Origin of the sequence: Bartonella rattimassiliensis 15908, assembly GCF_000278215.1 — a bacterium.
Taxonomy (GTDB): Bacteria; Pseudomonadota; Alphaproteobacteria; order Rhizobiales; family Rhizobiaceae; genus Bartonella; species Bartonella rattimassiliensis.
This window is the reverse complement of record NZ_JH725066.1, coordinates 163,926-179,117: the sequence shown is the minus strand read 5'-3', so window position 1 is coordinate 179,117 and position 15,192 is coordinate 163,926. Positions and strand designations below refer to the sequence as shown.

General features: G+C 36.1%; 11 protein-coding genes. 4 read left to right on the top strand and 7 right to left on the bottom strand.

Annotation, left to right across the window (positions count from 1 at the left end):
- Nucleotides 1-160: 160 nt before the first annotated feature.
- From MCY_RS08885 to MCY_RS05370, 4 genes are all read right to left on the bottom strand, one after another.
- Nucleotides 161-367 (bottom strand): replication initiation protein, encoded by a 207-nt coding sequence (locus tag MCY_RS08885; protein ID WP_026087976.1) that lies wholly within the window; start codon nt 365-367, stop codon nt 161-163.
- A 1,250-nt stretch (nt 368-1,617) separates the two neighbouring features.
- On the bottom strand, nt 1,618-2,619 hold the full coding sequence (locus MCY_RS05380) for an Hsp33 family molecular chaperone (protein WP_026087977.1): 1,002 nt from the start codon (nt 2,617-2,619) through the stop codon (nt 1,618-1,620).
- A 34-nt stretch (nt 2,620-2,653) separates the two neighbouring features.
- Entirely contained in the window at nt 2,654-2,839 is a 186-nt protein-coding gene (locus tag MCY_RS10025) for a hypothetical protein (protein WP_019224197.1), read from the bottom strand.
- A 680-nt stretch (nt 2,840-3,519) separates the two neighbouring features.
- Nucleotides 3,520-4,797 carry an aspartate aminotransferase family protein gene (locus tag MCY_RS05370; protein WP_007347360.1) on the bottom strand — a complete coding sequence of 426 codons (1,278 nt, stop codon included), beginning with the start codon at nt 4,795-4,797 and terminating at the stop codon, nt 3,520-3,522.
- 482 nt (nt 4,798-5,279) lie between these two features.
- Here MCY_RS05370 and MCY_RS05365 point away from each other — a divergent pair, with 482 nt between their 5' ends.
- Complete coding sequence (locus MCY_RS05365; protein WP_007347359.1) at nt 5,280-5,813, top strand: GcrA family cell cycle regulator; 534 nt, start codon at nt 5,280-5,282, stop codon at nt 5,811-5,813.
- A gap of 977 nt (nt 5,814-6,790) precedes the next feature.
- On the opposite strand, the gene MCY_RS05360 is transcribed toward MCY_RS05365, so the two are convergent.
- Entirely contained in the window at nt 6,791-7,366 is a 576-nt protein-coding gene (locus MCY_RS05360; protein WP_007347358.1) for a Smr/MutS family protein, read from the bottom strand.
- A gap of 52 nt (nt 7,367-7,418) precedes the next feature.
- The gene (locus MCY_RS05355; protein ID WP_007347357.1) at nt 7,419-8,108 is read right to left on the bottom strand and encodes a Tim44/TimA family putative adaptor protein; all 690 of its coding nucleotides are present in this window, start codon (nt 8,106-8,108) and stop codon (nt 7,419-7,421) included.
- A gap of 162 nt (nt 8,109-8,270) precedes the next feature.
- Here MCY_RS05355 and MCY_RS05350 point away from each other — a divergent pair, with 162 nt between their 5' ends.
- The gene (locus MCY_RS05350; protein WP_007347356.1) at nt 8,271-8,765 is read left to right on the top strand and encodes an FxsA family protein; all 495 of its coding nucleotides are present in this window, start codon (nt 8,271-8,273) and stop codon (nt 8,763-8,765) included.
- A 146-nt stretch (nt 8,766-8,911) separates the two neighbouring features.
- On the top strand, nt 8,912-9,388 hold the full coding sequence (gene secB / locus MCY_RS05345; RefSeq protein ID WP_007347355.1) for a protein-export chaperone SecB: 477 nt from the start codon (nt 8,912-8,914) through the stop codon (nt 9,386-9,388).
- A 75-nt stretch (nt 9,389-9,463) separates the two neighbouring features.
- On the opposite strand, the gene MCY_RS05340 is transcribed toward secB, so the two are convergent.
- Nucleotides 9,464-11,764 (bottom strand): NADP-dependent malic enzyme, encoded by a 2,301-nt coding sequence (locus MCY_RS05340; protein ID WP_007347354.1) that lies wholly within the window; start codon nt 11,762-11,764, stop codon nt 9,464-9,466.
- 205 nt (nt 11,765-11,969) lie between these two features.
- Between MCY_RS05340 and mutS the strand changes: the two genes are divergently transcribed.
- Nucleotides 11,970-14,714, top strand: a complete 2,745-nt coding sequence (gene mutS / locus MCY_RS05335; protein WP_007347353.1) for a DNA mismatch repair protein MutS — start codon at nt 11,970-11,972, stop codon at nt 14,712-14,714.
- Nucleotides 14,715-15,192: the final 478 nt, after the last annotated feature.

The window sequence follows — 15,192 nt, the reverse complement described above, 5'->3', positions numbered from 1 at the left end:
TTAAAATGTAATTTTGGTATGTAAAATCTATATCAAAAAAACGATATTTGCTCGATTTTAGCGCTATAAGAAACTTCTTAAAATATTATGATTTTAGATATATTTTTTGTTGATTAGAACGATTTCCCTTGCATATCTTTTTCAAATTTAAACTCAATTTCTATAACTTTCTTCCCAGTCTTGATGGGCTTCCAGTCAATTTCCCTCCACCTTTTTGAGCTAATTCTGTAATGGCTGGTTCGATAATACGATGTTTAATGTTATCAAAATTTTTACGTTGTTTTTCTGTGCAATCCATTGCATCATAAAAATCATCAACTGTATACCTTGCAGTACCTGAGTTTTTAAAGCACGTTAATAATCTCATAAATGCCATGCACAAACAGAACAGAACGCTGATACCTATTTAAGTTGATAGCTAGTAAATTGCTTTTTGACGTTTGCTAAATAAAGTTCTAATTTTGGCTACCAATGAAACTTCCCCCATCTTCCATTATTGATAATGCGTTTAACCAATCCACCTCATTTTAATTTCTCTTGGAAAGGTAGATTTATCATTGCGAGTGAAAGCGAATTCATAAAACGTAATAGATCGTTGATATAATTTTTTAGAAGCACTTTGAAGTGCTTCATAGCAGTGTGCATTTCGCCTTCAGCTAATTCTGCATATTTAGCAGCTGTTAGATGTGTGTTAGCACATCATTTGAGCGATGATAGCACTATCAAGTTTATAAATGGCTATCATCACAATTCTTTTTTAGATAGAATTAGTCCGTATCTAGCAATAGATTAATGCGTTTCCCATTGTAATCCATCGATTACCACTGGTGCGTTATAGATTAGCAATTTCATACTTATCTTTTTTTAATTTAAGTATTTTTTCTTTCTATGTTTTGTATGAATGCGTCTTTTTAATCTTTATAATATTTTGATTTTAAATAAAATTTACCATTTTTATCTATTAAATGAAAACACCTAATACTATGAGATTTTTTCAAATTCATTTACATTGAATTTAAAGTAAGAAAAAGCTAGAAAAACGCCTTTTATGAATCGTCTAAACATGAAAATAATTGGCAATATTTTAAGTTGAAAAAAATATAATAATGTAGACTTATAAGTAAGAATACCCAGTTTTACCATGCTATGCATGCCATTTTTACAGAGCACCACCATCTTTACGCTTAATATAAATGGCGAACCATTATCATCACATACTTTGCCAGCTCTTGGGTATTACGACATAGTCGTAGCACTTGAGACAATTCATAAGAGGCATTCTTTACGCCTTTTTTCGTGTTTTTATCCCCACACCACAGCCCTTCTTGTAATGTGCAAGCAAGTGATTTTAATTGATGCAACATAAAAGAGATTTGCAATATTCAGGGCTCTAATTCAATATGCAAAACAATAAATTATCATTATAAATCAATTTATTGATATATTGAAGGTACTGTATGATATTAATACTGATTGCAACAGAAGGATCATGGGAATACATCAAAAAAAGCTAAGGAAAAAATATGCTAAAGACTCATACTAGCTGTGCTTAAATTTTTAAGAGGTGAATAAAATGGGATTTTTTTGCAATCATCCTTTTTTATGAAAAATATCTGATTATGTTTTTTCTTCTAAAAATTCTTGCGTTATAAAGCGATATGTTTTTGAGCAAAATTCACATGTAACTGAAATATATTTATTTTTAACCATTTTATTGCGCTCATCAAGAGGAAAACCTTCTAGGATTCCTTTAATTTTTTCGCGTGAGCAAGAACATTGATCAACAAGAGAAACAGAATTAAAAACTCTAACGCCTTGCTCATGAAAAAGACGAAACAATAACTGTTTACTACCGACTTGAGGATCTGTTAATTCTGCACTTTCAATCGTTGCCATGAGTATTTTAGCTTCTTGCCATTGGTTCTCCAATTGGGTGTGGGTTTTCGTTTGTTCTCGCTTTTGATGAGGATCATATACTTTATGATGAGACGATGCCTGAGGCAAAAGTTGGGTCAAAATACCTCCAGCTCGCCAGCTTTTTTGCGATTTTCCTTTTTGATCTTGATTAATTAATATAGCAACAGCCAAACGAATATCGGTAAGAATTTGCTCCGATTGATCAAAATAAGCACGAGAAGCTTCTTGTAAATTTGATCCATCTAATGCAACAATCCCTTGATAAGATTGCATATGGGATCCTTGATCAATCGTGAAAGCTAAAGTGCCTTTTCCTAAAAGTGTTTCTGAAGAAGCTTGATCATTGTCTATTGCTTGCTTAAGCCGTTCTTTATCAAAACGAGCGTATCCACGTAAACCGGAAGGGGGCAAAAAATCGCACACCAACATATTAACCGGTCCATCAGAATGGGTTTGTAAAATAAATTTTCCTGTAAGCTTTAGAGAAGTTCCAAGCAGAACGGTTAAAAGTAAAGCTTCTGCCAAAAGATAAGAAACAGGTTCAGGGTACTGATGTCTTGTGAGAATAGAATTTAAAGTTTTCCCAAGTTGTACAGCACGTCCACGGATATCAAGTTTTTCGACTTGAAAGGGAATAACGGTATCGTCTTCATGTGTGTAGATGTTGTTGAGAGAGGCTTCATCTTTAGCTTGTTCACTCATGGCTTTGCCTTTTATATAATTCGTTGTAGGTGGATTATTTTGAAGAGAAAAACGCATCTTGTAAACACCAAGAAAGAATTGTTTTTTGAGTATGAATACGATTTTCAGCCTCATCGAAAACAATTGAATGCAATCTATTAATCACTGTATCGACAACCTTTTCACCATGATAAGCAGGAAGACAATGCATAAAAATGGAATCAGGCTTTATTAATTTCATGAAAGTTTCATTGATTTGACTAAGCCTGAAAAATAGAATGACTGCGAGCACGAAATTCTTGTTCCATGGATCCCTATAAATCGGTCATAAGACAATCAGCATCTTGTGCCACTTTGGGGGGAGATTATGAGTGAGCGTGAGATGTGATCCCCGTTCACGAGCCTAATATATAAATTGTTCTTGTGATTTATTTCTCTTTGGCATAGCAACTCGCAAATGAAAACCCAAAAGAGCTGCAGCTTCAATTCAGGAATGGGGCATATTATTTTCCCCTCATCCATGCCAATATTTTGCCAGTAATTAGCTCTCAATGTTCTTCATCGGTTAAAGATTGTCTGCTAAAATTTAGCAAGGATTGTGCATCATCTATAAGGGCATTAATGATAGGTATTTATGCATATTGTGCCAATTTTAATACACGTTGATGTTTTATTGTCGCGATATCACGATACGAAAAAATGGGATAAAACATATACCGTGTCAGCTACGATTTCACTATGACCAGCTATATCTATGAACTCGTAAGCATGATTGTATCTTCCCCAAACTAGCGCATACTGATATCGAATGAAATAGGAGAAGCATGTGTATGGTTTTTCAAAAACCATCGCGAGTATTTACTTATAAAATATTTTGAACTTTTCCCTGCTTAAAAAAATGCTTTAAAGATTTTCGCATAATTAACCTGTGCGCATGCTATTGCTAGCATTAAAATCGATTAGTCTGCGAAATGATGAAGAGCACTCGTTATGTGTGTGAATATTTTTTTTATTTACTTGCGAAAGATAAGAAAGTGCTTTTTCAATACGACGCAAGCTTTCATCTATTTCCTCTTCATTAATGATAAGAGGAGGCAATAAGCGCACGACGTTGTTGTTGGCAGCAACACTTAAGAGATATTCATCTTCCAAAGCAGTAACGACAAGATTTGAAGGCACAACACATTGAATGCCCATCATAAGCCCCACCCCTTGAACTGCGCAAATAATATCAGGATAGATATTGAGAATGTGTAAAAGTCCACTTTTTAGTTTATCCCCCATTCGCTGAACATGGTTGAGAAAATCGGGATCTAATAAAATATCAAGAATACTATTTCCAACAGCCATTCCAAGCAAATTTCCTCCAAAGGTTGATCCATGGGTTCCAGATGTCATACTTTTTGCAACTTTATTCGTTGCAAGGCAAGCCCCCAATGGAAAGCCACCTCCTAGGCCTTTTGCGAGAGTAAGAATATCAGGCGTAACATTACTCCATTCATAAGCAAAAAGCTTTCCTGTTCGTCCCATCCCCGTTTGGACTTCATCAAAGATCAACAACAGATCATTATCATCGCATATTTTACGCAAAAATTTTAAATAGTCATGAGAAACCGTTCGTATTCCTCCTTCTCCTTGAATAGGTTCAATAAGAATAGCAGCAGTATTTTTATTAATAGTATTACGCAAAGCGATTTCATCACAAAAAGGTATTTGAATAAATCCACCAGCTTTAGGTCCAAAGCCTTCAAGATACTTTTCATGCCCAGTCGCAGCAAGTGCTGCGAGTGTACGTCCATGAAATGCCCCTTCAAAAGTAATTATTTCAATGCGCTCTGAATGACCTGCAACATAGTAATAATGACGTGCCGTTTTGAACGCGCATTCCAATGCTTCAGTGCCTGAATTGCAGAAAAAAACCTTATCTGCAAAACTATTTGCACAAAGCCGCGTAGCAAGAGCTACTTGTTCAGGAGATTGAAAAAGATTGGAAACATGCCAAAGTTTTTCAGCTTGTACTTTAAGCGTATCAACCAATTTGGGATGTGAATACCCTAATGCATTAACAGCAATGCCTGATGTGAAATCAAGATAATGGTCTCCTTTATCGGAAATAAGCCATACACCATATCCCTGTTCAAAATGCAAATTTCGTCGTGCAAAGCATTCATAAAGTGGTTGTATAGAGATGGCATTCATCATAATTTCCTTTATATCTTAATCTTTTCAATATATATACAAGGTAATATTACAAATGAAACAATATGATCCATTTCGTTACAATGCTTTCAACATTTTATTACAATTAATAATTACGCCTATATAATAGATCATTACATCAACGAAAAAAAGTCAATGAAGATTCTACAATAAACATTTTGAAGAAAAACCCTAAATAAAAGTGAAAGTTTAACTTATGATTGATTGGCAAGTTGGGGAAAACATTCTAAATAACCCCTTAAAGAGGTAAAGACTCTTGTCATAGAATGAGTGCATATTGTAATTTGTAATATAGTAAGCAAAATGATGTGTTTTGATTTGTAAATTTCACAGGTTGGTTGATTTTCTTATGCTCGCTTAGAGTTTGAAATTCTTTCATTCAGTGCAATGAAAACATTATTGAAACATTTGAAGATGTAAAGGGGGGCATCTCAATGAGATAATAGAAATGGAGTGCTGGTATGGGTTGGACATGTGAACGCGTTGAGCTTCTTAAGAAGCTTTGGAGTGAAGGATTAAGTGCAAGTCAAATTGCTGCTCAATTAGGTGGGGTCAGCAGAAATGCAGTAATTGGAAAAGTGCATCGATTAAAGTTGCCAGGACGCGGTAAGACAGCACAAGCAAATGCACGTGCACAAAAAACTCCTGTTGGAAACAATCCATCATCTCCACGTGTGCGTCGCAACACTTCCACAGTATCGCCAATGAACACATCATCTGTAAGTATTGAAGAAACGACTTTAAAGACAGAACTTATAGAGGAAGATGTAAAAGAAGTTGATATATCCACAAAATCCAATGTCGTTGTGCCCATATCACGTCAACTTAATCTTCTACAATTGAGTGAAAATACGTGTAGATGGCCGGTTGGTGATCCATTATCAGCAGATTTTCATTTTTGTGGTGCCGATTCTGATGAAAATAGTCCCTATTGTGCCTTTCATGCTAAGCTAGCATTTCAACCGATATCTGAAAGACGGCGAATAAGAGTATAATACCTACAGTAGAATCTCATATGATCCCCTTCATAATTAAATTTCAATTATCGAATTATTATGAAAAGGAAGCCTTTAATGAATGAAAAAGTTTCTTCATGAAAGTATTCATTTATCGTAATATTGTGTAGCTATATATTGTAGAATATATGCTATTGTTTTATTTCACTGTTCTCTTTAATTGAGTTGTATAACTTTTAAAACTATTTATAGTAATATTTTCTGAATAACGCAGTTGCTCAATTTCTCATCTTTTTATTCTTCGTGGATTTAGTAGATTAATGCATTGACGTATAAAGTAACTTATCATTTTGAAACCTGAATGAGATCCGCGAATATTATAAGACTCTCTCATTTTAAACCTTCTTATAATGAATTAATCAAAAGAATTCGTTTGCACATCACAAATGAGAAGTTACCTGTGTAGAGTAACACTTAAAGAAAGCAATGCAGCTTATAAAACTTCTCTAGCATCAAGAGCTCCAAAGATTTCATAATATTGAGAACTGGCTAAGCCTATCATAATATCTAACCTTGTACTTTTATGAAGCGTAAAAATATTCATTAAGTGTAAAGATGATAACAATAAATTTTATACGCTTTATAGGATTGTTATTCACAAAGAATGCCATAAAATGAATTAAGAAATATTTTTTTAAATAAGCGCATGAATTATGTAATATCAGTGTATTTTACTGGAAACATTCTGTTTTTCATAAGTAGTATTATCACACTAAACCTGTAAAAAACAAAAGCATGAGGCAATGCGTAAAGTATCAGACGATAGTATTTATAAGAAAATTAAAAAATAAGAGAGTATTGTATTAAAGGTTCTTGGGCAATAGATGAAAAGAGCTAACGGTCATTATCAGTGAGTATGTTATCATATCTCTTCTATAACTTATCACATAGCATACGAGATCTCGTGAAACCAATGTTCAGCCTAAAATGATCACAATAACATCACATTCCTTTTCTTATACAAAACGGCGCAACCAAACATAAAGTGCGCCTTCACCACCATGCTGACGTGCGGCTTGCTTAAATGCATGAATATAATATCGAAAAACTGGTGTCGATAACCAATAGGGAACAAATTTATACAAAGCCCCCTCACTCCCAACTGATTGGCCTTTTCCTGTAATCACAAGGACATAACGTAATCCACTCTGCTGAGAGGACTGTAGAAATTTTTTTAATAAAAAATAAGCTTCTTCCTGCATATAACCGTGAAGATCAAGACGCGCCTCAAGAGGATAGCGACCTTGGGAAATTTTACGATATGCAACATGATCAAAGAAATGAATCTTATGTTCTTGTATAACGCTTCTCTTTTTTCTTTTAACAATTGTGGAGTTTTGTTGAGTTTCATGAAATACTGAGGAACTTTGAATTACGTGCGGTTTTTTATCATTAATATTTGGGATATTTTCTAATACAGAATAGGACATCTTATCATGAAGCGGCATTGTCGTACGACAAACCATCTCCCATAAAAAGCGATCTTGTGAAGTCAATAAACCACTTTTTTGTCGCCATTCACTTGAGGACATTTTAATTTCTCGTAAATCATTGAGTGCTTATGGAAGAAAAATAAAAAGTACTTTAATTCTCATCTTCTGTGGCAAAAAGCTTCCAGTTTGGATCCGATGATAAACTATTGCGAACAAAAGTCCAAATATCTCTAATTTCTACAATGGCCTCAGGATCACCATCTATACGCTCGTCCTGTTCATTATAAGTAACAGAAATTATCTCACTGACAATACGTATCGTTAAAAATTCGTCCTTTTCTTGTATTGCCGCCGCGACAAACTCGATCTTATTAATCCCAATAAAAGTAAACTCTATTCTTTCTTTGTGTTTTTCTCGTTGCTCAATAGCAGTACAAAAGCTTTCAAAAACATCATTACAAAGCAAGCTTTTAAGTTGACTGCGATCACCTCTGGCAAAAGCTGTGACAATCATTTCATAAGCAAGTTGTGCACCTTTTATAAAACGCTGAGGAGAAAAATGAGGATCGATTCTACGCAGTGCCCGCAAATCTTCATTCAAAATAGTTCCTTGTGGTGAAATTTCATCAATTTCACTAAAGTCGCTTTTTTGTGAATTTTTCTGATGTGGGAACGAAGCAATATTATCAGCCGTTTCTATATCAGCACTTTTAGAACGACGTGAATAAGGGTCAAAGGGAGGCTTTTCAAAACCAATTCGTTTCCCTAATACATTACGGAGTTGCACAAAAATAACAACCATAACAACAAGAGCGATGACAAGTATAACGTCAAATTCCATGGGCGTTGTCAATCTCCAAAGCTTAAGTTTGTCATAAACATTGCAGTCAATATCATTTATCAATAAATATGTAAAATAAGGAATCCTACCATTCAAATATTTTTATAGATTTTATATTTATAAGAATTTCTCCCCTTAAACTAGCTAGAAGGAAATTTTCATGTGATAAAACTTTATTCTATAAAATCTCGTTTTTTTGTCGTTATTTTTCTCTGCATGCTTTTAACTGAAATCGCTAGTTTTATCTTTGTTGGTCAAGAAATTGGTATTCTAGCAACGTTGAGTTTGGTTATTCTCACAGCTATAGTTGGGATCGTTCTATTGCGAATTCAAGGGGGTAGTTTTTTAAAAAATATACAAACTGAACTTATCCAAAAACGCACGTTAAAAAATAATATTATTAATGATGCTTTCATCATGTTTAGTGCGATTTTACTTATTCTTCCCGGCTTTGTAAGTGACCTTTTGGGACTATTACTTCTTATTAAACCAATTCGCTCTGTTGCTTGGCATTTTTTTTCATCATTAAAAAACAAAATAAATCCAAACACTAAAAGCAAAAATGACTCTGAAAAAATAATTGACCTTAACGCAGAAGATTACAAAATTTATGATCTAACAGAATCTCCATGGCGCAAAAATGATGATAACCATTGAAATGCCTAAAAGACCTGTAACGAACTAAAAAATATTCAAGATAAAAGAGCGCATTCCTTGCAACCTTTTGCAAGGCATGATAACCAGTTCGCTCTTTAGATCTAAAACAAATATACATAATTATTATAATAAGAGAGGTTCGTAGTATGGCAGAAGACGAAATGAAGAACAGTGGTGGAGAGGCAATTTTTGCTGTATTAACTCAGTATTTAAAAGATTTCTCATTCGAGAACCCAGGTGCTCCTAATTCATTGCGTGCACGTGAAAAATCACCACAAATTGATATCAACATTAATGTCAATGCTAACCCAATTGGTGATGACAATTATGATGTCGTTTTGTCTCTCTCCGTCAAAGCTAATGATGATACTGAAACATTATTTCATGTAGAACTGATTTACGGTGGTGTTTTCCATCTTAAAAACATTCCACAAGAACATGTCATGCCACTGGTTTTTATTGAATGTCCACGTCTTTTATTTCCATTTGCTCGCCAAATTATATCTGATGCTACTCAAAACGGCGGTTTTCCACCCTTATGGATTGATCCTATTGATTTCGCAGCACTTTTCCAAAAGCGTCTCGCTGAAGAACAAAACAACAGCCAAACACAGCTGTCTTAAGAATTTACTCTTTATTCTATCATAAAACCCCTTAATATGTTAGAGGCTTTTTATATATTAAGGGCTTTGTTTCCTTTAGACAGCTTTTGCCGCATGATAAGCCGCAAGCATTGCAATATTGACAACATCTGTATCGTTTCCATTAAACGGTACAATTTGGACAGATTTTTTCAATCCAATTAAAATAGGACCAATGATGGTTGCTTCACCAAGCTCTTGTAACATTTTGCTTGCAATGGAAGAGGCGTGATATCCAGGCATAACTAAAATGTTAGCGGTCTCTGTTAATCCCATAAATGGATATTGCTGCATCAATTTGGAATTTAGTGCCACATCTGCACTCATTTCTCCATCAAATTCAAAATCAACCTTGCGTTCATACAAAATATTAATGGCATCCTGAATTTGCTGTGTTGTCTGCCCTTTCATATAGCCAAATGTAGAAAATGCCAAAAATGCAACCCGTGGCTGATATCCAAACCCACGCACAAACGAAGCGGTTTGCTCTGCTACATCCGCAAGTTCTTCAGCATTAGGATTCTCATAAACAGCTGTATCCGCAATAAACACAGTTCGTCCACGGCAAATAGCCATTGAAATACCAATCAATCGTTCTTTTGGTTTTTCATCAATTGCCCGACGTATATCGACTAACGCTGTTTCATAATTGCGTGTCACCCCTGTAACCATTGCATCAGCATCTCCTAGTGCCACCATACATGCAGCAAAATAATTGCGATCATTATTGATACGACGATAACAATCGCGCAACAGCCAACCTTGACGCTGCATCTTTTTATAAAGATAATTCGCATATGCATCTGTACGGCAAGAAAGTTTGGCATTCATAAGTGAAATACCTTCGCGCTCCAAATCAATTCCAGCGATAAAAGCCGCTTCTCTTACTTGCTCTTCACGACCAACCAAAATTGCTTGTCCTAATTTTTGATGAACATAGGAAACCGCTGCCCGCATAACTTGCTCTTCTTCACCTTCTGCAAAGACAATCTTCTTTGGTGCTTGACGAACATGGTTACAAACCCCACGCATCACCGAAGAAGTAGGATCACGTCTCGCATTCAAATCCCGTTCATAGGCCTCTAAATCATCTATATTCTTTTGTGCAACACCACTTTCCATTGCTGCTTTTGCTACCGCTATTGAAACAACCGTGAACAAACGCGGATCAAAAGGAACAGGAATGATATAATTAGGACCAAACTTTAATCGCTTTCCACAATAGGCTTCCGCAACGCTGTCAGGCACTTCCTCATGTGCTAAATCAGCAATAGCCCTTGCCGCAGCAATCTTCATATCTTCATTAATAACTGTTGCACGCACATCAAGCGCACCACGAAATATATAAGGAAAACAGAGAACATTATTAATCTGATTTGGATAATCGGAACGCCCTGTTGCAACAATAGCATCATGACGCACTTGGATAACTTCTTCCGGTGTAATTTCTGGATCCGGATTAGCCATAGCAAAAATTATCGGCTGTGGCGCCATAGATTTTACCATTTCAGGGGTAAGAGCACCTTTAGCAGAAACACCGAAAAATATATCTGCATCTTCCATTGCTTCAGCGAGGGTCCGTTTATCCGTTCGAATAGCATGCGCAGATTTCCACTGATTCATTCCTTCTTCACGACCTTCATAGACCACACCCTTTGTATCACATAAGATGATATTTTCAGAACGAAAGCCCATTGCTTTAATCAGTTCAATACAAGCAATCCCAGCAGAACCAGCACCATTACAGACTAACCGCGTATTTTGCATATCGCGCCCTGTTAAAGTCAAAGCATTGAGAACACCAGCTGCCACAATAATTGCTGTACCGTGTTGATCGTCGTGAAAAACAGGAATATTCATAACCTCACGTAGACGGCTTTCAATCATAAAGCACTCAGGCGCCTTAATATCTTCAAGATTGATTCCACCAAAAGAAGGCTCTAAATAACGAACCAAATCGATAAAACTTTCCGTATCGTTTATGTTAATTTCTAAATCAATGGAATCAATGTCCGCAAAACGCTTAAACAGCACTGCTTTACCTTCCATGACCGGCTTAGAGGCAAGTGCACCTAAATTGCCTAACCCTAAAATCGCTGTACCATTTGAAATAACAGCAACAAGATTGCCTTTTGCTGTATAATCATAAGCTAGGGCTGGATTTTGAGCAATTGCCTTAACTGGAACCGCAACACCTGGTGAATAAGCAAGGGATAAATCATGCTGTGTTGCCATAGACTTTGTTGCAACAATCTCAAGCTTTCCTGGCCGACCACGACTATGAAAATCAAGAGCTTCTCGTTCACTTGAATTGTAAACTGTCTGAGACATTTTCTGATCTTTCTCGCTCTTTTTCATCTCACTTTATTTTCTCCAAAAACAGTGTAAATTTTTCTTGATAATGCGTATAGTCTTTCAATGTTTAAAATTTGATTCATATTTCAAAAATCGCTATTCTTACCTTAGTAAATCTGATGATACGTTTTAATTTAGAGATAAATCAATATTGAAGTAAACAAAAAAAGAGTAAAAGCTTTAGTTAAAGGGAATAGACCGCGTACAAATGGATAAAAAAGACAACCATAAAAATAGTTTCATTCCACAGCCTACCTCCTCATCTTCTTCTCCTCAAGAACGTCTTACACCTATGATGGAGCAGTACATAGAAATCAAAGCTGTTAATCAGGATTCCCTTCTCTTTTACCGAATGGGTGATTTCTATGAATTATTTTTTAATGATGCAATTGAAGCTGCTCAAGCTTTAGGAATCACACTCACAGCACGTGGAAAACATTTAGGACAAGATATTCCTATGTGTGGTGTTCCAGTTCATGCTGCAGACGATTATTTGCAAAAACTGATTGCTTGTGGTTATCGTGTCGCTGTTTGTGAACAAATAGAAGATCCTGCTGAAGCAAAAAAACGTGGCTCAAAATCTGTTGTTCGGCGTGATGTTGTTCGTCTTGTAACACCAGGAACGATAACAGAAGAAAAACTTCTTGATCCAACACGTGCAAATTATTTGATGACACTTTCTCGTATAAAAACCAGTGATGGAGAGGAATTTGCTCTTTCTTGGATTGATATCTCAACAGGTATATTTCGTGTAACAGAAAGTAACAAAGAAAAACTTTTGGCAGATATTATGCGTGTGGATCCACAAGAAATCATTGTTGCTGATTCCTTTTTTCATGATAAATCTCATAAATCCCTTTTTAATGTTCTTGATCGTATCGTTTCACCTCAACCTGCTTGTCTCTTTGATGCACTCACCGCTGAACGCGATATTTGCAATTATTTTAAACTCTCAACTCTTGAAGGTGTTGCCGATTATTCACGTTCTGAACTCTCTGCAATTGTGGCCGCTATTCGTTATATCGAAAAAACACAAATCACGCATCGTCCTCCCCTCATGCAACCGGAGCGCCAAAATGAAAGTGCTACTCTTTTTATTGACGCCGCAACCAGATTCAGTCTTGAACTTATTCGAACGACATCAGGTCAACGGGATGGAAGCTTATTAAAAGCTATTGACCGCACTGTAACAGGAGGAGGATCACGCCTTCTCATCGATCGCCTTATTTCTCCCCTCACTACCCCTTCAGCTGTGGATACACGTTTGGATTCTATCGATTTTTTCCTCCGTCAGTCTTCTCTTGCTGAAGCAATAAAGCTCATTTTAAAGGGGGGACCAGATATGCCCCGCGCTGTTTCACGTTTAGCTCTTGGACGAGGAGGTCCTCGTGATATGGCGACAATCCAGCGCGGATTTGAAATCATTCGTGAATTGAATCAACTTCTTAATAATGAAATGCTGCCTCAAGAAATAAGTGATGTACAACAGATATTCTCAAACTTACCCACTGCTTTATACTTTCATTTAGAAAAAGCATTAGCTGATGATCTCCCACTGCTTAAACGTGATGGTGGTTTTATTCGGTCCAATTATCATAAAGAGCTCGATGAAATGCGTGCTTTACGTGATGAATCTCGCCGTGTTATTGCTGAACTTCAAGCGCAATATGCTCAAGAAACAGATATTAAGACACTTAAAATAAAGCATAATAATATTCTGGGCTATTTCATTGAAGTGACCAGTACGCAAGCATCTGCCCTCACAAATAATCCACAAGCTAAAGCACGTTTTATTCATCGGCAGACAATGGCAAACGCTATGCGTTTTACGACAACAGAACTTGCTGATCTTGAAAGCCGTATTGCCCATGCTGCCAATCATACATTAATGCTTGAACTAGAAATCTTTGATATTCTTGTTCAGGAAATTACCGAACAAGTTGATTTTATTCGTAAAGCCGCAGAAGCACTTGCCATTTTAGATGTCTCTGTCGCTTTAGCACACCTTGCTGAAGAACAAGGATATTGCCGCCCTAAAATTGATCATTCACTTACTTTTCATATCACGGCAGGACGTCATCCCGTCGTCGAGCAAGCACTCCGAAAACAAGCAGCAGAACCCTTTGTTGCTAATAATTGTGATCTTTCTGTGCAAGAAAATCAACAGTATGCAGCAATTTGGCTTTTGACAGGGCCTAATATGGGAGGAAAATCAACTTTTTTGCGGCAAAATGCTCTTATTGCTATTATGGCGCAAATGGGATCATTTGTTCCAGCAACCTCAGCACATATTGGCATCGTTGATCGCCTCTTTAGTCGTGTTGGTGCTTCCGATGATCTTGCACGAGGGCGCTCAACCTTTATGATGGAAATGGTTGAAACAGCAACGATTCTCAATCATGCTAGTCACCATTCCCTTGTTATTCTTGATGAAATAGGACGTGGTACATCAACCTTTGATGGGCTTTCTATTGCTTGGGCCGCCGTTGAATATCTTCATGAAGTTAATCATTGTCGTGCTATTCTCGCTACCCACTTTCATGAAATGACTGCACTTACCGAAAAACTTGACAGACTGCATAATGTAACCATGAAAGTCAAAAATTGGGATGGTGATGTGGTTTTTCTTCATGAAGTCACACCAGGAGCAGCTGATCGTTCCTATGGTGTACAAGTTGCAAAGCTTGCTGGTCTTCCTCCAGCTGTAATTACACGAGCAACAGATGTCCTCCATCAATTAGAACAAGGAGAAATGGCTGGTAAAGGACCCAAACTCATTGATGAGTTACCACTCTTTTCTCTTAAAGCAACATCTCCTATCAATGAAGACACAAACAGACATTGTATCCTTCTTGAGACTTTAAAAAATATTCAGCCCGATGAACTCTCTCCTAAGCAAGCTTTAGAAACAATTTACTACCTTAAACAACTTGAAAAGAGTAACCCCCTATAGAAAAAAGATGTTTTTTTACTAAAAATCTTTCTTAATAGGGAAGAAAGCGTCCTTTTTTGATATGTTTTAGCGCAAAATAGTTGCTTACTGCATTTACATCGCTTTTCTACATAATATGTTTTGATAAGTAGAACGTATAGAGAAATAAAGTTTCTATGCATTATATTTCATATTTCCTTAGATTAATATTGGCTCTTATACAAAAAATTAATTAACATTGACTATTTTTACAAAATAATCATTCTTTGCAAAGCTTGTCATGAAATTTCCTCTATTTTACAAATAGGCATATTTTACAAATACCCATATTTAATGAATTATGTTTTTCACGACCAATGGTACTGTTATCATCGCAATGACTTTGGATTTAAAGCTGTCTATATTGGAATGCCACAAAACTTTGCATGATAAATTCATAAATAATGGCGGCACACGTTTTCTTTACATTTTAAATGATAAAGGATTCTTTTGCCATTTT